General features: G+C 68.0%; 17 protein-coding genes. 10 read left to right on the top strand and 7 right to left on the bottom strand.

Annotated features, from left to right (window positions below; translation table 11 throughout):
- Window positions 1-49 precede the first annotated feature (49 nt).
- Window positions 50-544, top strand: a complete 495-nt coding sequence (locus FNH13_RS08895) for an SRPBCC domain-containing protein (RefSeq protein WP_143783120.1) — start codon at window positions 50-52, stop codon at window positions 542-544.
- Between the two features lie 89 nt (window positions 545-633).
- Here the strand turns inward: FNH13_RS08895 and FNH13_RS08890 are convergent, their stop codons facing one another.
- Together FNH13_RS08890 and FNH13_RS08885 are read right to left on the bottom strand one after the other, a co-directional pair.
- Window positions 634-1,641, bottom strand: a complete 1,008-nt coding sequence (locus FNH13_RS08890; protein ID WP_143783119.1) for a DNA topoisomerase IB — start codon at window positions 1,639-1,641, stop codon at window positions 634-636.
- Window positions 1,642-1,701: 60 nt separating this feature from the next.
- Window positions 1,702-3,894: an acyl-CoA dehydrogenase family protein gene (locus FNH13_RS08885; RefSeq protein ID WP_143783118.1), complete on the bottom strand. Its 2,193-nt coding sequence runs from the start codon at window positions 3,892-3,894 to the stop codon at window positions 1,702-1,704.
- Between the two features lie 196 nt (window positions 3,895-4,090).
- Here FNH13_RS08885 and FNH13_RS08880 point away from each other — a divergent pair, with 196 nt between their 5' ends.
- The 6 genes from FNH13_RS08880 (at window position 4,091) to FNH13_RS08855 (ending at window position 10,054) form a co-directional block, all read left to right on the top strand.
- Window positions 4,091-5,068, top strand: coding sequence for an ABC transporter ATP-binding protein (locus FNH13_RS08880; RefSeq protein WP_143783117.1), 978 nt, complete (start codon window positions 4,091-4,093; stop codon window positions 5,066-5,068).
- A 1-nt stretch (window position 5,069) separates the two neighbouring features.
- Window positions 5,070-6,233, top strand: a complete 1,164-nt coding sequence (locus tag FNH13_RS08875) for an ABC transporter permease (RefSeq protein WP_228266673.1) — start codon at window positions 5,070-5,072, stop codon at window positions 6,231-6,233.
- Complete coding sequence (locus FNH13_RS08870) at window positions 6,230-7,393, top strand: ABC transporter permease (protein WP_143783116.1); 1,164 nt, start codon at window positions 6,230-6,232, stop codon at window positions 7,391-7,393. The genes FNH13_RS08875 and FNH13_RS08870 overlap by 4 nt, the downstream gene beginning before the upstream one ends.
- Before the next feature lie 95 nt (window positions 7,394-7,488).
- Complete coding sequence (locus tag FNH13_RS08865; RefSeq protein WP_407669967.1) at window positions 7,489-8,250, top strand: GTP pyrophosphokinase; 762 nt, start codon at window positions 7,489-7,491, stop codon at window positions 8,248-8,250.
- 251 nt (window positions 8,251-8,501) lie between these two features.
- The gene (locus FNH13_RS08860) at window positions 8,502-9,146 is read left to right on the top strand and encodes a DUF6318 family protein (protein WP_143783115.1); all 645 of its coding nucleotides are present in this window, start codon (window positions 8,502-8,504) and stop codon (window positions 9,144-9,146) included.
- Window positions 9,147-9,307: 161 nt separating this feature from the next.
- A complete protein-coding gene (locus FNH13_RS08855) occupies window positions 9,308-10,054 on the top strand; it encodes a hypothetical protein (protein WP_143783114.1) in 747 nt (248 codons plus the stop codon).
- Between the two features lie 91 nt (window positions 10,055-10,145).
- Here the strand turns inward: FNH13_RS08855 and FNH13_RS08850 are convergent, their stop codons facing one another.
- Window positions 10,146-12,341: a DEAD/DEAH box helicase gene (locus FNH13_RS08850; RefSeq protein WP_143783113.1), complete on the bottom strand. Its 2,196-nt coding sequence runs from the start codon at window positions 12,339-12,341 to the stop codon at window positions 10,146-10,148.
- Between the two features lie 265 nt (window positions 12,342-12,606).
- Between FNH13_RS08850 and FNH13_RS08845 the strand changes: the two genes are divergently transcribed.
- Window positions 12,607-13,464: an alpha/beta fold hydrolase gene (locus FNH13_RS08845; RefSeq protein ID WP_228266672.1), complete on the top strand. Its 858-nt coding sequence runs from the start codon at window positions 12,607-12,609 to the stop codon at window positions 13,462-13,464.
- Between the two features lie 10 nt (window positions 13,465-13,474).
- Here FNH13_RS08845 and FNH13_RS08840 read toward each other — a convergent pair whose 3' ends face one another.
- Window positions 13,475-14,926, bottom strand: a complete 1,452-nt coding sequence (locus FNH13_RS08840; protein WP_143783111.1) for an APC family permease — start codon at window positions 14,924-14,926, stop codon at window positions 13,475-13,477.
- A 215-nt stretch (window positions 14,927-15,141) separates the two neighbouring features.
- On the opposite strand from FNH13_RS08840, the gene FNH13_RS08835 reads away from it, so the two are divergent.
- The gene (locus FNH13_RS08835; RefSeq protein WP_143783110.1) at window positions 15,142-15,753 is read left to right on the top strand and encodes a DedA family protein; all 612 of its coding nucleotides are present in this window, start codon (window positions 15,142-15,144) and stop codon (window positions 15,751-15,753) included.
- A gap of 7 nt (window positions 15,754-15,760) precedes the next feature.
- On the opposite strand, the gene gdhA is transcribed toward FNH13_RS08835, so the two are convergent.
- The 3 genes from gdhA to FNH13_RS08820 form a co-directional block, all read right to left on the bottom strand.
- A complete protein-coding gene (gdhA, locus tag FNH13_RS08830; RefSeq protein ID WP_143783109.1) occupies window positions 15,761-17,104 on the bottom strand; it encodes an NADP-specific glutamate dehydrogenase in 1,344 nt (447 codons plus the stop codon).
- 202 nt (window positions 17,105-17,306) lie between these two features.
- Window positions 17,307-18,092, bottom strand: coding sequence for a response regulator (locus tag FNH13_RS08825; protein WP_228266671.1), 786 nt, complete (start codon window positions 18,090-18,092; stop codon window positions 17,307-17,309).
- Entirely contained in the window at window positions 18,089-19,444 is a 1,356-nt protein-coding gene (locus tag FNH13_RS08820) for a sensor histidine kinase (RefSeq protein WP_165700066.1), read from the bottom strand. Before FNH13_RS08820 ends, FNH13_RS08825 begins: the two co-directional genes overlap by 4 nt.
- A gap of 367 nt (window positions 19,445-19,811) precedes the next feature.
- Between FNH13_RS08820 and FNH13_RS08815 the strand changes: the two genes are divergently transcribed.
- Window positions 19,812-20,345 (top strand): Ltp family lipoprotein, encoded by a 534-nt coding sequence (locus FNH13_RS08815; protein WP_143783107.1) that lies wholly within the window; start codon window positions 19,812-19,814, stop codon window positions 20,343-20,345.
- Window positions 20,346-20,351: the final 6 nt, after the last annotated feature.

Below are 20,351 nucleotides of genomic sequence, written 5' to 3'. Positions count from 1 at the left end.
CTGGCGACCCCCGGCGGACGGCCGGAGCCGGGTCAGGCAGGATCAGACCATGCCTCTCGTTGCTCGCGTGGACGCACCGGGGGTGGTCTGCCTGACGTGGAGGCTGTCCACCCGCCCTGCTGCTGTATGGCGGCATCTCACCGACGTGGACCGCCTTCCGGAGTGGCTCGGGCGGCGCCAGGACGGCTCGTTCACCGCGGGCGACCACCTGGTCGTCGACCACGGGGACGGCTATCTGTGCCGCAGTGACGTCCTGGTCGCACAGGACGGCCGGTCCCTGGCCATGTCGTGGCAGTTCCCCGACGAGCCCCCGTCACGGGTCACCATCGAGCTGGAGACGGTGCTGCCCGACGACGCGATGCCGGACGGAGCCACGGACCTGCACCTGGAGCACCATGAGCTCGCCGATCTCGCGGGGTCCTACCTGCCCGGGTGGATCACCCACCTCACCTACTTCGAGGCGTCCCTGCACGGCGAGCCCCTCCCGACGGGCTCCTTCTGGCGGCTGTACGAGACGCACGACCGACTGACCACGAGGAGCTAGCGGATGCCTCCGGAGCAGCCCTCGAGCAAGCCCGGCCCGTCGGCGCGGGAGATCACGGCTTTCTTCTCCCGGCGGTGACCCGCGCGCCCTCAGCCCTCCTCGTCCGTGAGCAGGTCGCGCACCGCAGCCTCGACCGCCCGCTGCCGACGCACGGGGGTGCGCCCGGTGGCCCTGGGCACCGAGACCGTCTCGCCCTCCACATAGTGATCGATGACCCGGGGGTCGATATAGGAGCCCTTGGCGATGGTGGGTGTGTTGCCGAGGAACTCGGAGACCTCCTCCACCGCAGCCTTCACCGCCCGGCGCCGCGAGGCCAGCGTGTCGCCCGGCTCCGGTGAGCTCGCCAGGGCCACCGCGGCGTGGACGGTGGCGTGCCAGGTGCGAAAGTCCTTGGCCGTCAGCCGTCCGTCAAACAGCTCGGCCAGATAGGCGTTGACCTCGTCGGCGTCCAGGTCGTGCCACCCGTTGTCCCCGCGGTATGCCAGCACCCGCTGGGAGCCGGTGCGCCGGCGCCGCATCTGGCGCAGCGCGGTCGTGACGTCCTCGTCCTCGATCGCCAGCTCCTGCGTGATCCCGCCCTTGCCGACGAAGCAGAACCGGAGCCCGCCCCGGACCGATCGCACGTGCTGACGCTCCAGCGTGGTCAGCCCGAACGAGCCGTTGAGATCGGTGTAGACGTCGTGCCCGATGCGGAAGTAGCCCAGGTCGAGCATCCGGACCGCCGTCGCGCAGGCGCGTTCGAGCGGCATGCCCTCTCGCCGCAGATCGCGGGTGACCCTGCGCCGCGCGTCCGGCAGCACCTCGGAGGCCTCCACGATCCGCTCGAACTTCAGCTCGTCCTGCTTCTCGCGCCAGTCGGGGTGATAGAGATACTGCCGGCGCCCGGCGTCGTCGGTGCCGACGGCCTGGACGTGGCCGTTGGCATGCGGGCAGATCCACACGTCCTCCCAGGCGGGTGGGATCGCCAGCGCCTTGAGGCGCTGGGCCTCCTCGGCGGGCAACCGTTCACCGTCCTCGTCGAGATAGGTGAAGCCCGTCCCGGCCCGTCGGCGGGTCCACCCGGCGTCGTCGGGTGCGACCTTGCGCAGTCTGACCATGATGAAGTATGCCGTCAGGCAGGCCGGGGTCGGCAACTCGGCGGGGACCGGAGAGGCGCCTCAGTGGCGAGCCAGGATTGCGGCGACGTCTGCGCCTGCCGGCAGCACGCCATACTGGCCGCCGCGGTCCTCCCCAAGCCGGGCGGCGACAAAGGCGTCCGAGGAGTATGCCGGGGCGTGCCGGATCATCAGGCTCGCCTGGAGCGCCAGGGCCAGGGCCTCCGTGAGTCGGCGCGCACCGGCCTGCAGCACCGCCGGGTCCTGGCCGCGCGTGGCGGCGAGCAGGGCACGGACCCGCCCGAGGTGGGCGTCATAGTCGCGGTGGGTCCCCTCGGCGAGCGCCAGCTCGGTCAGCAGCGCCTCCACGGTCTCCGGCTCACGACCCATGGCCCGCAGGACGTCGAGGGCGATGACATTGCCCGACCCCTCCCAGATGGCCATCACCGGCTGCTCCCGATAGCGCATCGCCAGCGGGAAGTCCTCGGTGTAGCCGTTGCCGCCCAGGCACTCCAGCGCCTCGTAGGCGTGGTGCGGGCCGCGCTTGCAGATCCAGTACTTCGCCACGGCCGTGGCCAGTCGGGCGAACAGCACGTCCTGCTCGCTGGCGTCGTCCTCGTGGGCCTGGGCCAGCCGCAGCGAGGTGAGCGTCGCGGCCTCCGACTCCAGCGCCAGGTCCGCGACGACCGCGCTCATCGCGGGCTGGTCGATGAGCTTGGCGCCGAAGGCCGAGCGGTGGCGCACGTGCCAGAGCGCCTCGGCGACCGACTGGCGCATCCCGGCCGTGCTGCCGAGGACACAGTCCAGGCGGGTGCGGGCGACCATCTCGATGATGGTGCGCACCCCGCGTCCGGGCTCGCCCACCAGGTGTCCGACGGTGCCGTCCAGCTCGATCTCGGCGGAGGCGTTGGACCGGTTGCCGAGCTTGTCCTTGAGCCGCTGGATGCGGAAGACGTTGTGGGTGCCGTCCTCGAGCACGCGCGGCACCAGCAGGCAGCTCAGTCCCTCCTCGGCGCCGGCTCGGGAGGTCTGGGCCAGCACCAGGAAGGCGTCCGACATCGGCGCGGAGCAGAACCACTTGTGCCCGGTCAGCAGGTAGTCGTCGCTGCTCGCTCCATCCTCATCCTCGGTGCCCGCCCCTGCCGCTCCTCCCGCAGTTCCTCCGACGTGCACCCCACGGGTGAGGTTGGCGCGCACGTCCGAGCCGCCCTGCTTCTCGGTCATCGCCATGCCGAACAGCGCCCCGGGCTTGTCCGCCGCAGGGCGCAACCGGCCGTCATACGCGGTCCCGTAGGCCCGCGGCAGCCACCGGTCGGCCAGCGCGGGGCTGTGCCGCAGCGCGGGCACGACTGCGTGGGTCATCGAGACCGGGCAGGCGTGACCGGGCTCGATCTGGGCGAAGAGCATGAAAGTCGCCGCCCGGGCCACGTGCCCGCCTGCTCGCGGGTCGGCCCAGGCGCTGGTGTGGGCGCCGTGCGCCACGGCCGCACCGATGATGCGGTGGTATGCCGGGTGGTAGTCGACCTGGTCGATGCGCTGGCCCCAGCGGTCGTGGGTGCGCAGCACCGGCGCGCTGCTGTGGGCTGCCCGCGCATCCGCCTGGAACCCGGCCGAGCCGACCAGCTCGCCGACCGATTCCAACTGCGGCACGGCCCAGCCTGCGCCGAAGGTCGACACCGCCTCGGAGAGCACGGTGTTGCTGCGGAACTCGTTGACGCCGACCCGTGGCGGCACCTGGTTGAGCACCTGATGTGTCACGCGCGGCCGCGGCCCGGTGACCGGCTCCGGGTCCTCGTGCGTGAGGACGGTCAGCGGTCCCTCCGCCGAGGTGGGGGCCTCGAAGTGGTCGTAATGGCGCGCGGAGAGGTCATCGTCCAGCACGAGATCGTCACTGTCGGCGCCGGTGCGGGTGGCCAGACGGTGCATCACGGTGGCGCGGTCCGTCGCGAGATAGATGGTCTCGGGGACCACCCCGGCGGGTGCGAGCAGGGCACGGTAGTCCTCGCGCATCGCGCGGGTCGGGAAGGCGAAGTCCAGCACGACGTCCCGCCCCTGAGCCACTGCCTCGAGCAGCTGGGCTCGCAGGTCGGCCTCGACCTGCGCGTTGAGGTCCTGCGGCGGGGGCACCTGGGTGACCCCGCGGCGCCACAGCTCGGTGTCGAAGGAGAGCCGGAGCATCCCGGAGGCCTCAAGTTCGCGCGCATAGGTGGACTTGCCCGACCCCGAGGGGCCGCACATGAAGATCACACGACTCATCGACCGAGATTATCGGTCCGCACCCGGGGTGCGTGGATGGCGCACGTGACTCGCGATACCTGTGGGCCCACCACGACCACGGGATCGCTTGTGACACATCTGCTATCGGCTTTGTGACAGATATCCCTGTGCGCTGGGGTGGGTGGGCGCCTACGCTGGCCGACGTGGGGATTTCACCGATGAACAGGACTCGGACATGACACAGACAGCAGAGCGGCAGCAGGCCACACAGGACGGGCACGACGTCCTGGTGGTCGACGGTCTCGTCCGCCGTTTCGGCGACCTGACCGCCGTCAACGACGTGTCCTTCCGGGTGGCGCGCGGCGAGACCTACGGACTGCTGGGACCCAACGGTGCCGGCAAGACCACCACCATCTCGATGGTCTGCGGGCTGCTGGAGCCCGACGAGGGCACCGTGATGGTCCTCGGACAGCAGATGGGCCCGACGAAGGTCGCGCCCAAACGGCACCTGGGGCTCGTGCCTCAGGACCTGGCGATCTATCCCGACCTGAGCGCTCGTGAGAATCTCACCTTCTTCGGCAAGCTGCAGGGCCTGGCCGGCAACGACCTGAAGTCCCGGGTGGGTGAGGTCCTTGAGCTCACCGGACTCGCCGACCGCGCCAAGGATCCGACCAAGGAGTTCTCCGGCGGCATGAAGCGTCGGCTCAACATCGGCATCGGGTTGCTGCACAAGCCGACCCTGCTGATCCTGGACGAGCCGACCGTGGGCGTGGACCCGCAATCACGCAACGCCATCCTGGAGTCGGTGGAGAACCTGTCCGGTGAGGGCATGGCCGTGATCTACACGACGCACTACATGGAGGAGGCCGAGCGGTTGTGCGACCGCATCGGCATCATCGACTCCGGCACGCTGCAGGCCGAGGGGACCCGCAGCGAGCTGATCCAGCTCACCGGCGGGGTCGACAACATCCAGCTCACCGGGTCCGGTGACACGACTGCCGCTGCCGAGGCGCTCCGAGGGCTGTCATCGGTCGCCCAGGTCGACGCCGAGCGGGGACGCCTGCAGCTGACGGTGCACGACGCACCGACGGCCGTGGCGCAGATCGTCACGACGGCGACGTCCGCAGGTCTGCAGCTCAGCGACGTGCAGATCAGCCGGCCCAACCTGGAGTCGGTCTTCCTGCATCTCACCGGGAAGGCGTTGCGGGACTGACATGCGACAACTCGGGACACTGCTGCGCACCGATCTGGTCCAACGCCTGCGCGACAAGTCGGTCATCATCTTCGCTGTGATCGTGCCGCTGGCGCTGATGGGGGCCATGCACCTGGTCATGGGCGACGCCATGGACGGTGACCTGGAGACCGCGACTGTCGCGGTCTCGGCACCTGCGGACGACCAGCTCGCCACCGCCCTGGTGCAGAGCCTGCCGGAGATCGGCCTGGACGTCGAGGTCACGGAGACCGACCAGGACGACGTGCACGCCCGGGCGGAGTCCGGCGACGCCAGGCTCGGCCTGATCATCCCCGACGGCTTCTCGGCCGCGTTGATGGCCGGTGAGCCGGTCGAGGTCACCGCGATCAGGGGCGACGGCGCGGGCATCGAGTCCACCGTGGTGCTCTCGGTCGTCCAGGGCTTCCTGGACCGGGCCGGGGCCTCCGCCGTCGCCAGCACCGCTGGCGCGACCCTCGGGCTGGCCTCTGCAGAACTGGGCGGTGTCGCCCAGCAGGTCGCCACCGGCGACTCGGCGATCACTCTGACCGCTGGCGAGGCCTCCGACCAGCAGCTTGATCCCAAGGGAGCGCTCGTGGCCGGGCAGGCCGGACTGTTCCTGATGTTCACCGTCAGCTTCGGCGTCCTCGGCCTGCTGGCCGAGCGCGAGTTCGGCACGCTGGCCAGGCTGCGCTCCATGCCGATGAACCCCAACCTGGTGGTCATCTCCAAGGTGCTGAGCAGTTTTGTCCTCGGTGTGGTGGCCACCAGCCTGCTGCTCACGGTCGGCGGGATGCTCTTTGGCGTGAGCTTCGGCTCACCACTGCCGGTGGCGGTGCTGATCGTGTGCGCGGTCATCGCGACGACGTCGCTGACCTTCATCGTGATCAAGATCGCCAAGACCTCGGAGCAGGCCAGCATCATCCAGACAATCCTGGCGATGGTCCTGGGGATCGCGGGAGGGGCGTTCTTCCCGATGAGTGGCGCGGGCGTCCTCGGCACGATCCTGGACCTCAACCCGGTCGCGGCGATGACCCGTGGCCTGGGCATCACCAGCGGCGGCGGCGGACTGGCCGACATCGCCACTCCGGTGCTCATCTTGCTCGGCTTTGCGGCGGTGGCGATGCTCATCGCCCGGGTCGTCCCGGACCGGGGGGCGATGGCATGAGGGCCGCACTCGCGATCGCCGCCGTCGAGCTGCGTCGCTTTGTCAAGGACAAGGGCAACGTCTTCTTCACCTTCATCTTCCCGCTGATGCTGGTCTTTGTGCTCGGCTCGCAGTTCGGCGGCTCGGGCAGCTCCGGCCGGGTCACCCTGAGCGGTCCCGACAGTGAGCTGCGCACCGCAGTGGCCGAGCAGCTCGAGGGGCAGGAGGTCTCCGTCAGCTATGCCAGCCACGACGACATGCTCGAGCAGGTCGCCCGCGGCCGCACCGACGTCGGACTGGTCGTCAACGAGGACGCCTCCACGGCATACACCGATGGGGGCACCTCCGAGCTGGAGATGATCGCCAGCAGCGCCACCACGAGCATGGCGGCCCAGCAGCAGGTGCGGGTGGCCGTGACCAATCTGGATCTGCGGCAGGTGCAGGTCACAGCGCTGGAGGACGCCGGAGTCTCAGGGCCCGATGCCGCCCAGGCACTCGACGAGGCGGCCGGGCAGGTCAACGAGCCCACCCTCGAGGTGGTCAATGTCGACAGTCTGGCCCAGGAGTTCCAGGGCCTGGGACAGTTCGACCTCGGGGCCTCCTCCCAGCTGCTGCTGTTCTCCTTCCTGACCTCCCTGGCGGGGTCCTCGACCCTGATCAACGCGCGACGGCAAGGGGTGATGGCCCGCAGCCTGGCCGCGCCGGTCAGCACGATGCAGGCCCTCCTGGGACAGGCGCTCGGTCGCTGGGTAATCGCGTTCTTCCAGGGTGGTTACATCATGTTGGCGACCTGGCTGCTCTTTGGCGTCGACTGGGGCAACATCGGCCTGTCCCTGCTGATCCTGGCGATCTTTGCGCTGGTCGCCGCCGGTGCGGCCATGATGCTCGGGTCGATCCTGGACAACGAGGGCGCCGCAGTCGGTGCCGGCGTCGGCCTCGGCCTGGTGCTGGCGGCGATCGGTGGCGGGATGATGCCGCTGGAGATCTTCTCCGACACCATGCGCACGCTCGCCCACGTCACCCCGCATGCCTGGGGCTATGACGCCTTCGCCGAGGTCCAGCGCCACGGCGGCGGCCTGGTGGACATCCTCCCGCAGCTGGGAGTGCTGGCCGCGATGGCAGTTGCTGCCCTGCTGGTGGGCGCGTGGCTGCTGCGACGCAGCATGGCGCGCTCGCTGTGACGACATCACGCCCGCCGGGGCCGTCGCCCCAGGTGGCGTCCACACATTCAGGTGACGGTCAGGGTCGGCCCAGACACTCGGCATACGGTGGGCGGGTGGACCCCGCAACGACGCCTGCCGACCTGAGCCCACTGTCCCGCGACAGCAACCTGTCCCAGATCCGGACCGACTTCACACGCTTCATGATGGAGTACAAGTTCGGCATGGACGAGATCGAGACCAAGATCTCGATCCTGCAGGAAGAGTTCACCCACCTGCACGACTACAACCCGATCGAGCACGTGCTGACCCGGCTCAAGACCCCGGAGTCGATCCTGGAGAAGACCCGGCGCCGGGGGCTCGACCCGTCATTCGAGGCGATCCGCGACAACATCACCGACATCGCCGGGGTGCGCGTGACCTGCAGCTTTGTGCGTGATGTCTATCAGGTCTACGACATGCTGTCCTCGCAGCCGGACATCGAGGTGATGGCGGTCAAGGACTACATCGAGCACCCCAAGCCCAACGGTTATCGCAGCCTGCACGCGCTGGTGCGGGTGCCCGTGCACCTGTCGGACCGGGTCGTGCCGGTGACCGTCGAGATGCAGCTGCGGACGGTCGCGATGGACTTTTGGGCCAGCCTGGAGCACAAGATCTATTACAAGTATCGCGAGGACGTCCCCCAGGACCTGCTCCAGCAGTTGCAGGACGCTGCACAGACCGCGGCCGACCTGGACGCGCGGATGGAGCGCCTGCACGTGCAGATCAACTCGCACAAGGACAGCTTTGGGCAGTCGTCGGGAACCGAGCTGGCGGACCACGTCGTGCAGCAGCTGCACGAGATGCGGGAGTCGCAGGGCGGCAGGCGGTTCGTCTGACGGGTGCTCGGCACCCTTTCCCAGCACCTCCTGGGCGACGCCGGGCAGAACGCGGGACGGACCTCGCGGCGCGGTGACCCGGTGCTCGTGGGTCAATCTGGTGCTCTAGAGCGACACGTACCTCCCCGAGCACGCTGCTTTCTTACGGACTTTTTACCTGTGGACAACGTTCTGCGCACTGATCGCGCGTAACACTGGCTTGCAGACCGGCCCGTGGGCGTTCGGGCGACTCGAACTAGGAGGGGACTTCCGTGCGGACCATTGCTCCTGTGATGCTGATAGGCGCTGTGCTCTTGGCTGGGTGTCAGGGCGACTCGGAGCCAGCTGATCCACCAAGCAGCCAGGACTCGCTGACCACCGCCACACCAACCACCGCCACACCGACCACCTCCGACGCGGCGCCCACGACCGAGGCTCCTGGGGATGATGTCGAGCAGACCACCGCTCCGCCCGACACCGTCGAGACAACCGAGGCGAGTGGCCCTCCCGTGATGCCCGAGGAAGCTCAGGAGGACTCTGAGGCAGGCGCCAAAGCATTCGTCATGCACTACCTAGATACGTTCAATTACGCGACAATGACACCAGAGAGTGGACTACTTGACCCCCTTGGTGATGAGTCGTGCGAGACGTGCAACGCCTTCATTGACATCGTTGCCGAATACACGTCAGCGAACGAGAGAGCCAATGGCCCGATCCTGACTTTTACAGAACCGACCGGCTCACTTACGGGGGATCACGCGGTCTTGTACGTTGAAGCAGTCCAAGCCTTTCCAGCACGCCTGAATGCTGAGGGCCATGTTGTAGGCGAGGAGGGGTCTCCTGAAGCGTTCACCATGGTGGTCCGGCTAAATCCGACCACCGAAGGATGGATCATCTCCGAAATTCAACTCGGATAACTTCCATGCTCCCCAAAATTCAGATACTTTTCCTCACGCTTATGCTCTCGACTACGGCACCCTCCGCTCCAGTTGATAAACCTTGTGAACGCGAAGACCTGATATGCCGAGTGGGGGGCGGTGGCGGCTACGTCGGAATGACCAAGTCTGAGACTCGACAGTTGGCCGACGTCTATCCGAGCGGGTCAAGTCCGGATAACCCCGAACGTTGGTTTGAGTACGTCGCCGTGATCGCGTGCCGGGGGAACGGCCCGGATGCTCCTGATCGGGTGAACTGCCAGTTCGCGATCAGCTACTGCGACACATTCCAGCCCGGGAGTTCTGGCCCCTACTCCTACATCCACCGCCGAGTGGCCGACGACTCCGGCCCGTTGGGCACCTGGGAGCCCCTCGGCCCCACCTGTTTCCGCACTGACGTGCCGGCACGGTCCGGTGAGTCCGCGCCCGAACTCACCGAAGCGATGATCCTGGAGCAGTTCCACCGCACGGATTTCGCGCTGCCGACCATGTCCATCGAGCCACCGGACGGGCGCACGCTGGTGAACCTCCCCGTCTTCTACGAGCTCGTCTGGCCTGACGAGGGCTACGAGCCTGGCGAGATCGACACGACCGACATCATCGGTTTCGAGGTGCGCATCAGACCGACCCTTGACTCCGCGACCTACCACTTCGGTGACGGCACCTCCGCTGGTCCCACGACATCACTGGGAGGGCCGCACCCCAACGGCGACATCACCCACGAGTACGCCAACGCAGCCACAGTCGACCCGCACATCACCGTCGTCTACGGCGGTGAGGTCAGCGTGGACGGTGGAGCGTGGAGCACGATCCCCGGCACCGCAACGATCGACGGGCCGTTGAACCCGCTGGAGGTGCTGACCTCGAGGAACCGGCTCTACGACGACTGACGGGATCACAAGAGACCGGCCCCACGAGCAGTTGCTCGTGAGGCCGGTCTCGTAAGGCAGAGTTAATCACCCGCCTGGCGTGAGCGCCAGATCAGTGGTTGCCCCGGTATCCGCCACCCACGCGGGAAGAACGCTCGCGGTTGAAACCACCGTTGCGACGCTGCGGGCGACCGCGGTAGTTGCCGCGGCCCTGGGGCCGCTTCGGGCGCAGCAGGTCGTCGAGCACCGACTGCGGGATGGCCTCGAACGAGGGCTCACGACCGCCAGCGGTCTCGAGCACCTCAGCATCGCGCGGCGTCACCTTGGTCGGTGCGGCGTCGACACCAGCAGCGTCCAGCATCCGCTGCACCTGCTTCTTCTGGTGCGGCAGCGCCAGGGTCACAACACGACCCTGCTCCCCCGCCCGAGCGGTCCGCCCGGAACGGTGCAGGTAGTCCTTGTGGTCCGCGGGCGGGTCGGCCTGCAGCACGAGGGACACGTCGTCGACGTGGATCCCGCGAGCCGCGACGTCGGTGGCGACCAGGACCGGCAACTCGCCGGACTTGAACGCCTCCAGGACGCGGGTGCGCTGGGCCTGGTTGAGGCCACCGTGCAGGGCAGCAGCGAAGACGCCGCACTCGCGCAGCTGCAGCGCGACACGGTCGGCACCGAGCTTGGTCCGCACGAAGACGACAGTGCGTCCCGGCCGGTTGGCGATGGTCGCGGTGATCGGCTTCTTGTGCTGCGGGTCGATCAGGAAGACGTGGTGCTCCATGGTCGACACGCTCGCGGTGGCGCTGTCCGTCTGGTGGGTCACCGGGTCGGTCAGGTACTTCTTCGCCACCTGGTCGACACCGTGGTCGAGGGTTGCAGAGAAGAGCAGACGCTGGCCATCGGCCGGGGTCAGGTCGAGGATCTCGGAGATCGCCTCGACGAAGCCCATCTCGGCCATGTGGTCGGCCTCGTCCAGCACCGTGATCTTGACCTCGGAGAGGTCGGCGGCACCGCGCTCGAGCAGGTCAGCAAGGCGGCCAGGGGTGGCCACCAGCAGGTCAACTCCCTGCTCCAGGCTGCGCAGCTGCGGCGTGTAGGACATGCCGCCAGCCACCAGCTGGTGACGCAGCCGCATGGTCGACAGCAGCGGACGCAGCGCGTCCAGGATCTGCATCGCCAGCTCGCGGGTCGGGGTCACGATCAGCGCGTGCGGCTTGCGCGGCTTGGCGCGCTCACCCTCCGCGAGACGGTGCAGGGTGGGCAGGCCGAAGGCCAGGGTCTTGCCCGAGCCTGTCTGTCCGCGCCCGAGCAGGTCACGGCCAGCCATCGCGTCCGGGATCGTCGCGGCCTGGATCGGGAACGGCTTGACCAGACCGAGCTCGGTGAGCTTGTCGACCAGCTGCGGGTTCAGGCCCAGGGCGCCGAACTCGTTCGGACCCTCGTGGACCACCGCGGCCTTGGGCACCGGAGCAACGGACGGGGAGTATGGCGTGCGCTCCCGGTCCTCGGAGAACTGCCGGTTGTCGCGACGCTCGCGACGCTCCCAGTCGTGGTTGGTGCGGGCCTGGGTGGCGTCGTCGCGGTGACGGGGACGGTCGTCGTGGTCCCAGTGGCGACGCGGGGCGCTGCGGTCGAAGTCACGAGCCGGACGGTCATCGCGGTTCCACTCACGACGCGGGGCACGGTTGTCGAACTCGCGACGCGGGCCGCGGTTGTCGAAGTCACGACGGGGACCACGGTCGTCACGGGCCGGACGCTCGTCACGGTTCCACTCACGACGCGGGGCACGGTTGTCGAACTCGCGACGCGGGCCCCGGTTGTCGAAGTCACGACGGGGACCACGGTCGTCACGAGCCGGACGCTCGTCACGGTTCCACTCACGACGCGGGCCATGGTCATCGCGGGCCGGACGGTCATCGCGGTTCCACTCACGACGCGGGCCGCGGTTGTCAAACTCGCGACGCGGGCCGCGGTTGTCGAACTCGCGACGCGGGCCGCGGTTGTCGAAGTCACGACGGGGACCACGGTCGTCACGGGCCGGACGCTCGTCACGGTTCCACTCACGACGCGTACCACGGTCGTCACGGGCCGGACGGTCATCGCGGTTCCACTCACGACGGGGACCACGGCTGTCAAAGTCGCGACGGGGCCGGTCCTCACGGGCCGGCTTGTCGGCATACGACCTGCGGTCGTCGCGGCGCGACGAACGGTCAGACAGCTCGCGCGTCTTAGCGGCTGCCTTCTTTTGGGCCGCCGTGTGACGGGGCTTCTTCTTGTGGGAGGGCGCGGAGGCGCGCCCGATGGCCTTGGCCATGGCGAATCGCTCAATTCTGCTACTCGATGAGGTTGGACGCCTCATCGCTACCTTGAGCGTGACCGACCTACCTCCAGGTGCTCGATGGCACCCGATGGGCCGCGAGGAACGGTTTGTCCTCCGGCGAGCCCGTCTCCCGGTGCGTCTGCGCAACCTGCGGGCAAGGATCAACTTTAGCGGACAACTACCCTCGGACGCGAACTGACGGAGTATGGCGCTCGTCACCACCGCCCGCCGACGTCTCCGGAGGTCTACCGTGGGGTGCGTGGACAGTTTCACCCATGAAGGTCTGATCTTCGAGGTCATCGACGGCGGCCCGCGCGACGGCGCGCCCGTGCTGCTCCTGCACGGCTTTCCCCAGGATGCGAGCGCCTGGGCCGAGGTCTCCGAGCGCCTGCACGAGCACGGCCTGCGCACCCTGGCACCCCATCAGCGCGGCTACTCCCCCGGCGCCCGCCCACGGCGCGTGTCGGCATACCGCCTGTCCCATCTGGTCGGAGACGTGCTGGCGCTCCTGGACGCAGCGGGGCTGGAGCGAGCGCACATCGTCGGTCACGACTGGGGTGGCGCGGTGGCCTGGACGTTGGCGCAGCACGCACCGGAGCGGGTGGCCAGCCTCACGGTGCTCTCCACGCCGTTTCCCCGAGCCCTCGCCTGGGCCGCGCGACATGCCGACCAGGCCCGACACAGCTGGTATATGGCGGCCTTCGTGCTCCCGGTCGCCCCCGAGCGGATCCTGGCACGCATGATGACCAATGGCGCCATGGTCCGTCAGGGTGTGCCGAGCGAGCATCAGGACAGGTATGCCGCACGGCTGGGCACTCCCCAGGCGATGCGTGGCCCGTTGAACTGGTATCGCGCCGCTCTGCGGCCCGGTGGTGGACGGCAGCGGTGGCACAGCCTGGATGAGCCGAGCGTGCTGGGTGCCGAGCCGGTGCAGGTGCCGACGACGCTGGTGTGGGGCAACCGTGACCCGTTCCTGGGTCGCGCGGCGATCGAGCGCACGGCGCAGTATGTCGAGTCGGACTACCGCTTCGTCGAACTCGACGCGGGGCACTGGTTGCCCGAGAAGCGTCCCGAGCAGGTCGCGGCAGAGATCGTGTCCCGGGTCGAGGCCCGTTGATCCTCAGCGCCTAGTCGTCGGTGTTGGTCAGGTCCGTGGGGTCCTTGATCCGGGTCGGCTTGGCATAGAGCGCCCGGTTGAGGAACCAGGTGAGGGCCCACAGGCACACGCCGATGACCAGCAGCCACCCGGCGATCTCATAGACCGATCCGTCACGGCCGGTCCACGGGCCGACCATGTAGGCGCAGGCCAGGGCACCGATGACGGGCAAGGCCGTGGGTGCGGTGAAGTGCTGGTGCTCGACCCGGTCCTTGCGCAGGACCAGGCAGGCCACGTTGACGACGCTGAAGACGCCGAGCAGCAGCAGGGCAGTCACGTCACCGAGGTTGGCGACCGACTGGACGAGCAGGATCAGGCCGACGGCCAGCAGCGTGCTGAAGATGATCGCCGCCCACGGGGTCTGCCGTCCCCGGTGCACCATGCCCAGCGGCTTGGGCAGCACCCCCTGCCGGGACATGCCATAGAGCAGTCGGGAGGCCATCATCATGTTGATCAGCGCGGAGTTGGCGACGGCAAACATCGCGATGAACGGATAGAGCGTGTCGATCGGCAGGTTGGGGGCACCGCGTTCCACCACGGTGAGCAACGGCGTGCCTCCCTGGGACAGCTCCCCCACCGGCACGAGCGCCACGGCCGTGATCGAGACCATGAGGTAGATCGCGGCCGTCATCAGCAGGCCGGTGAGCATGACCTTGGGGAAGATCTTGCTCGGCTCCTTGGTCTCCTCGGCCATGTTGACCGAGTCCTCGAAGCCGACCATGGCGAAGAACGCCAGTCCGGTCGCGGCCGTGACTGCCATGAAGGCGTTCTTGCCACTGGGGCTCTCGAAGACCGTGATCCTTGAGAAGTCGACCTCTGCGCCGGAGAACCCGGCCACCGCCCACAGGCCGACAAAGATCACCAGGAGGAGACCGGACAGCTCGATGAGGGTCAGCACCACATTGGCCTTCACCGACTCGGCCACACCGCGGAAGTTGATGGCCGCGACCAGCAGGATGAAGAAGAGTGCGCCGACCGAGATGGCTCCGGCGTTGACCACCGTCTGGCCGTCCGCACCGGTCTCCACGAACCAGTGGAAGCCCTTGAACATATTCTCCGCGAACGCCCGCGAGGCCGTCGAAGCCGAGGTGATGCCGCTGGCCATCACCGTGAAGGTGATCAGGAAGGTGATGAAGTGGATCTCGAAGGCGCGGTGCACGAACGACGCGGCACCGCCGGCCTTGGGATATTTGGTCACCAGCTCCAGATAGCTGAATGCCGTGATGATGGCGATGGTGAAGGCCACCAGGAAGGGCAACCAGACGGCACCGCCCACCTCACCGGCCACCTTGCCGGTCAGGGCATAGATGCCGGTGCCCAGGATGTCGCCGACGATGAAGAGCAGCAGCAGCTTTGGCCCGAGGACCCGTTTGAGCTCGGTCTGCTGCTCACCGGTTGCTTCGTCCACCCTTGCGTCACTCATGTCGCCCTCCTGAGTTCCAGGCCCTGGGACTGCGCCCCATGGCTACGCGTCAGGGTGACTCAGATCACAGCCATCTGGCAAGCACCCACGCGAGTTCTTTGCCGAATCGGGTGACGTGGCTGACCATAGGGCTGCCTTCGGGTGTCCCGTAGTCTTCGCTCCTGGGCCGCTCATCAGGGGGCCGGGCTCACCTCCGCACGACTGACAGGGCAGCGATGTCTGAGTTCTTCGACGCCGTGAACACGGCACTCATCGCTGCCGCCGAACAGCCCTGGCTGCTGGGTGCCACCTACCTGCTGATTGTGCTGGACGGGATCCTGCCCGTGGTCCCCAGCGAGGCCCTCGTCATGGCCCTGGCTGCCCTCGATGGTCCCCCGTCACTGCCCCTGCTGATCGCGGTGGCGGCCCTGGGCGCCATCACGGGTGACAACCTGAGTTTCGCCATCGGGCGGTCACTGGGCCCGGGACGTTTCGACCGACTCCGGGCCGGGCGCGTCGCCCGCGCCCTGGACGCCGGTCGTCGCCAGCTGGAACGACGGCCCGCCACCGTGATCCTCACCGGGCGTTTCGTGCCCGTGGGACGGGTCGCGGTCTACCTCGCCGCCGGCGCCAGCGGCTACCCGCACCGCCGGTTTCTGCCCATCAGCATCATCGGCGGCACCGTATGGGCGTTCTACATGCTCAGCCTCGGCCTGCTGGCGGCCGCCTGGGTCGATGGCAACCCGCTGTTCAGTGCTGCGGTCGGGGTCGGGCTGTCGCTGGTGCTCGGCGCCCTCGCCGATCTCATCCTGCGGTGGCGCCGGTCCCGTCGGATGCGGATGGACTGACGTCCGGTCAGATCACACCCTGGGCGATCATGGCGTCGGCCACCTGCACAAAGGCTGCGGCGTTGGCACCCAGGACATAGTTGCCGGGCACGTCATACTCCTCGGCGGTGGACGCGCACCGCTCGTGGATGCCTCGCATGATCTCGGCGAGACGCCCCTCGGTGTGCTCGAAGGACCAGGAGTCGCGGGAGGCGTTCTGCTGCATCTCCAGGGCACTGGTCGCCACACCACCGGCGTTGGCGGCCTTGCCCGGTGCGAACAGCACCCCGGCATCGCGCAGCACCTTGACCGCCTCGGGCGTGGTGGGCATGTTGGCTCCCTCGCCGACCGCGACGCAGCCGTTCTTGGCCAGGGCCAGGGCACCGTTCTCATCCAGCTCGTTCTGGGTGGCGCACGGCAGTGCCACCTTGCAGGGCACGTCCCAGATGGAGCCGCCGGCGACAAAGCGGGCGCCCCGGTCCTCGGCATACGTGGAGATCCGCTCGCGTCGGTTCTCCTTGACGTCCTTGAGCAGCTCGATGTCGATCCCCCGCTCATCCACCACATAGCCACTGGAGTCCGAGCAGGCGACCACCGTGCCACCGAGCTGGTGCACCTTCTCGATGGCGTAGATCGCCACGTTGCCGGACCCGGAGACGACGACCCGCTGGCCGTCGAACGAGGCGCCCTTGGTGTGCAGCATCTCCTCGACAAAATAGGCCAGACCGTAACCGGTTGCCTCGCGACGCACCTGTGAGCCACCCCAGCCGATGCCCTTGCCGGTGAGCACTGCGGACTCATAGCGGTTGGTGATCCGCTTGTACTGACCGAAGAGGTAGCCGATCTCGCGGCCACCGACTCCGATGTCACCAGCTGGCACGTCGGTGTATTCGCCGATGTGCCGGTAGAGCTCAGTCATGAAGGACTGGCAGAAACGCATGACCTCCATGTCCGAGCGACCCTTGGGGTCGAAGTCGGAGCCACCCTTGGCGCCGCCGATGGGCAGGCCGGTCAGGGCGTTCTTAAAGATCTGCTCAAAGCCGAGGAACTTGACGGTGCCCAGCAGCACGCTGGGGTGGAAACGCAGGCCACCCTTGTAGGGGCCCAGCGCCGAGTTGAACTCGACCCGGAAACCGCGGTGAATCTCGATGCGCCCGTTGTCGTCGACCCACGGCACTCGGAAGATGATCTGTCGCTCCGGCTCGCACACCCTGGCGATGACGCGGGCATCGGCGTAGGCGGGGTGCTTGCGCACCACGGTCCCGAGACTGTCCAGCACCTCGAGCACAGCCTGGTGGAACTCGGTCTCGCCGGGATTGCGCTGAAGGACCAGTTCGTAGAGCGGCTCAAGAGCCGGGTCGAGTCGGTGCATGCGAAGTCTCCCGTTCAAGAAGGCTGGCGGAAGGGTCAGAATATACGGCAAACCGCATACTCATACAGTTTTGAGGCTGTGGAACCGCTCACAGGCCGGACGAGAAACGCTCCCGAGATGGCCTTCTGGACCATTTCACGCCGTCCTGAGGCTCACATATCGCCACCTGCAGACCGCGTATCTGCCTCGGACAGTGACAGTTTCACCGTCCCATTGCTGACCCTGCGTGCCCGACGGCCGAGTCCTCGTGCAACCAGCCCGCTCGCTCTGCCAGGACAGCGACCTCGACCCGGCTCGAGCAACCCAGGGAGCCCATCACTGCTCCTAGGTGGCTCTTGACGGTGGCCTCGCTGACGAAGAGCGCACGAGCCACCTCGGCATTGGACAGGCCCTGCGCGACCCGGATGACGATGTCTCGCTCACGGGTGGTCAGTCCCGTGAGACGCGTGGCCGCGTCCCGTCGCCGGGAGACGACGGGATGGGTGGCAACATGCTGAAAGAGCTCTGGGACGCTCGCGGGTGAGAGGACTCCCTCCCCTGCTGCTACGCGCCGGACCGCGTCAATGATCTCTGCTGGGGCGGCCGTCTTGAGCAGGAATCCGGCGGCGCCCGCCTCAACCGCCCGCATCACCGCCGAGTCCTCGGCAAACGTGGTCAGGACGATCACCCGGGCAGGGTTGGGTTGGGCAAGCGCCTCGCGTGTCGCCGTGATCCCGTCGACCCGAGGCATGCGCACATCCATGAGCACGACGTCGGGATAGTGCTGTTGGACGGCGGGCACCACGAGGTCACCATCACCCACCGAGGCCACGACGGCGATCCCTCCCGCGGAGGACAGCATGAGCTCCAGCCCGGAGCAGACGAGCGGGTCGTCATCCACCAGCAGCACACGCACCGGTCGTGCGTCACCGCTTGTAGTCGCCCGGGTGTCCGCGCCGGGGCCACCGCCGAGGGGCGTGTCACCCATGTGCCGGGACTCACGTCTCACACCTGCACCTCCTGCCGGTCGGCCCGTGAGGCAGCGGCAGCCGCCCACGGAAGGTGCACGGCAACCCGAAAGGCGTGTTGCTCGTCCAGCCCGTGACGCACCGTGCCATTCCACAGGGCTACCCGTTCGCAGATCCCGGTCAGTCCGTTGCCCGGCGGCCTCAGGGGCTGGGTGGTCAGGCGGTTGGCTGTCTCGATGCGGATGCCCTCGGCCGGGCCACCCCTGACCAGCAACCGCACGGGAGCACCCGGTGCGTGGCGACGCGCATTGGTCAGCAACTCCTGCACGATGCGGTAGACCGCGCGGGCCAGGGCCGGGTCGGCGTCCTCGGCCTGGGACAGATAGACAGTCGAGACGACCGGCATGCCGCCATCCACGGTCTCGTCGATCACGGTCGGCAGATCCGCCAGTGACGGCATCGCCGTCCGGTTGTAAGGCGTGGTCTCGGGCTCGCGCAGCACTCGGAGCAGTGACTGCAGATCCTCCATCGTCTGCTGGGCGCTCTGCCGGATCAGCGCAGCGCTGTGTGCCAGCCGGGTGTCACCATCGGCGGCAACCTCCAGCCCGCCGGCGTGCAGGGACAGCAGCGAGAGCCGGTGACCGATGACGTCGTGCACCTCACGCGCGATGAGGTCTCGCTCTGCCTGACGCCCTAGCCGGCTGTGGAGGAGGTCATGACTCTGCTCGGCAGCCCGGGCACGCCCCTGCGTAGCCACCAGCGCTCGACGGTTGCGCATGAACAGGCCGGCACCCACCGACGTGCCCAGCAGCGCCAGAGAGACGATCACGGGAACCCACAGGGACAGGTCCATCTCGACCACCTGGCCCGGTGCATGCGTGGAGGTCATCGACTTCAGCATGGACGAGTCAGTCGTGGCACCAGAGGCATCCCGGAAGAGGGCCGCTGCCGTCGCGAGACCGACCAGTCCGGCGCACGCCCACACCGCACGCTCAGCTCGCACCCGCACGAGCGCCGCCAGTGCGAACAGGGCTGCTGTGGCGTCCAGAGGAACGATGAGCGGCAGCGCGGCGGTCACCAGCGTCACAGCGTAAGGGGCGGTGTGACGCCGTCGCAGTGCCATCACGGCCACGACGGCACCGACCGTGGCCAGCAGGATGGACATGCTCTGAAGGATGCTCAGCTCTCCCGTCGCTGAGGCCTCGACGTAGCGGTTGAGGCTCGTGCCCATGGCGAGCAGGGACCCCAGAAGACAGAGTGCGACCATCGCCAGGAAGCGAGCGCGTGCGCCTAGCCAACTCAAACCGCCGCGGAGACCCGGGAAGCCGCGTGCGGGCACGCGCAGCGGTGCGGCGGACGACAGCCCCTCGGTGCTCGGCGACAACGTTGACATGTCCCGAACGGTAGGGCCGACCACTGACACTGCAGCGCCACCACCTGGAGAGTCCAGCCCCGGCGACGGTAGCCGATCGGCTAGCAGGGACTGTCTGGTCGGCCGATGTGCCCCACGCCTTGACCACGGTCTGCTGGTGGCTCTCACCCACGACCAGCGAGGAGTCATCGTGACCACACCCTCTCCCGGCCAGCAGCCTCCGCACTATGGCGCCACCTGGCAGGATCCACCGCCCGCACCTCCTCATGGACAGCAGGGGGGCCATCAGAGCTGGGGACCAGGTCACGGTCACCCACCTGCGCCCCCTGTGCCACCGCAGCATCACCCTGAAGCACCGAAGAGGTCCTGGTTCCGCCGGCACAAGGTCATGACGGCATTGCTCATCATCGCGGGGCTCATCGTCGTGGGCAGCCTGGTCGGCGGGGAGGACGAGCCCGCCACCGTCGCCGACGCCACCGAGGTCGTGGCGGAGTCACCGTCCACGCCCGAAGCACCGTCCGCCGACGAGGCAGAGCCGGCCGACGAGGCAGAGCCGGCCGACGAGGCAGAGCCGGCCGACGAGGTAGAGCCGGCCGACGAGGAAAGGCCCGCCGCCCAAGCCGAGCCGGAACTGACCAGGTCGCAGGAGAACGCCGTTCGCTCCGCCGAGAGCTACCTGAGCTTCACGGCCTTCTCCCAGTCCGGGCTGGTCGAACAGCTGGAGTTCGAGGACTTCTCCACCGCCGACGCGGAGTTCGCCGTCAACCACCTCGACGTGGACTGGAACGAGCAAGCTGCACAGTCTGCAGAGAACTATCTGGAGTTCTCCGGGTTCTCGCGGCAAGGACTCATCGACCAGCTGATCTTTGAGGGATTCACGCAGTCGCAGGCAACCTTCGGCGTCGACGCCACGGGCCTGTGAGTCTCC

The sequence above is a fragment of the Ornithinimicrobium ciconiae genome, assembly GCF_007197575.1.
Taxonomy (GTDB): domain Bacteria; phylum Actinomycetota; class Actinomycetes; order Actinomycetales; family Dermatophilaceae; genus Ornithinicoccus; species Ornithinicoccus ciconiae.
The sequence above is the reverse complement of the archived record's forward strand: the minus strand, read 5'-3'. Positions and strand labels throughout refer to the sequence as shown.

Bases quoted from the DNA above. Each gene is read 5' to 3' on its own strand.
- FNH13_RS08895 (WP_143783120.1), top strand. From the start codon at position 50: ATGCCTCTCGTTGCTCGCGTGGACGCACCGGGGGTGGTCTGCCTGACG.
- FNH13_RS08890 (WP_143783119.1), bottom strand. From the start codon at position 1,641: ATGGTCAGACTGCGCAAGGTCGCACCCGACGACGCCGGGTGGACCCGC.
- FNH13_RS08885 (WP_143783118.1), bottom strand. From the start codon at position 3,894: ATGAGTCGTGTGATCTTCATGTGCGGCCCCTCGGGGTCGGGCAAGTCC.
- FNH13_RS08880 (WP_143783117.1), top strand. From the start codon at position 4,091: ATGACACAGACAGCAGAGCGGCAGCAGGCCACACAGGACGGGCACGAC.
- FNH13_RS08875 (WP_228266673.1), top strand. From the start codon at position 5,070: ATGCGACAACTCGGGACACTGCTGCGCACCGATCTGGTCCAACGCCTG.
- FNH13_RS08870 (WP_143783116.1), top strand. From the start codon at position 6,230: ATGAGGGCCGCACTCGCGATCGCCGCCGTCGAGCTGCGTCGCTTTGTC.
- FNH13_RS08850 (WP_143783113.1), bottom strand. From the start codon at position 12,341: ATGGCCAAGGCCATCGGGCGCGCCTCCGCGCCCTCCCACAAGAAGAAG.
- FNH13_RS08840 (WP_143783111.1), bottom strand. From the start codon at position 14,926: ATGAGTGACGCAAGGGTGGACGAAGCAACCGGTGAGCAGCAGACCGAG.
- FNH13_RS08835 (WP_143783110.1), top strand. From the start codon at position 15,142: ATGTCTGAGTTCTTCGACGCCGTGAACACGGCACTCATCGCTGCCGCC.
- gdhA (WP_143783109.1), bottom strand. From the start codon at position 17,104: ATGCACCGACTCGACCCGGCTCTTGAGCCGCTCTACGAACTGGTCCTT.
- FNH13_RS08820 (WP_165700066.1), bottom strand. From the start codon at position 19,444: ATGTCAACGTTGTCGCCGAGCACCGAGGGGCTGTCGTCCGCCGCACCG.
- FNH13_RS08815 (WP_143783107.1), top strand. From the start codon at position 19,812: ATGACGGCATTGCTCATCATCGCGGGGCTCATCGTCGTGGGCAGCCTG.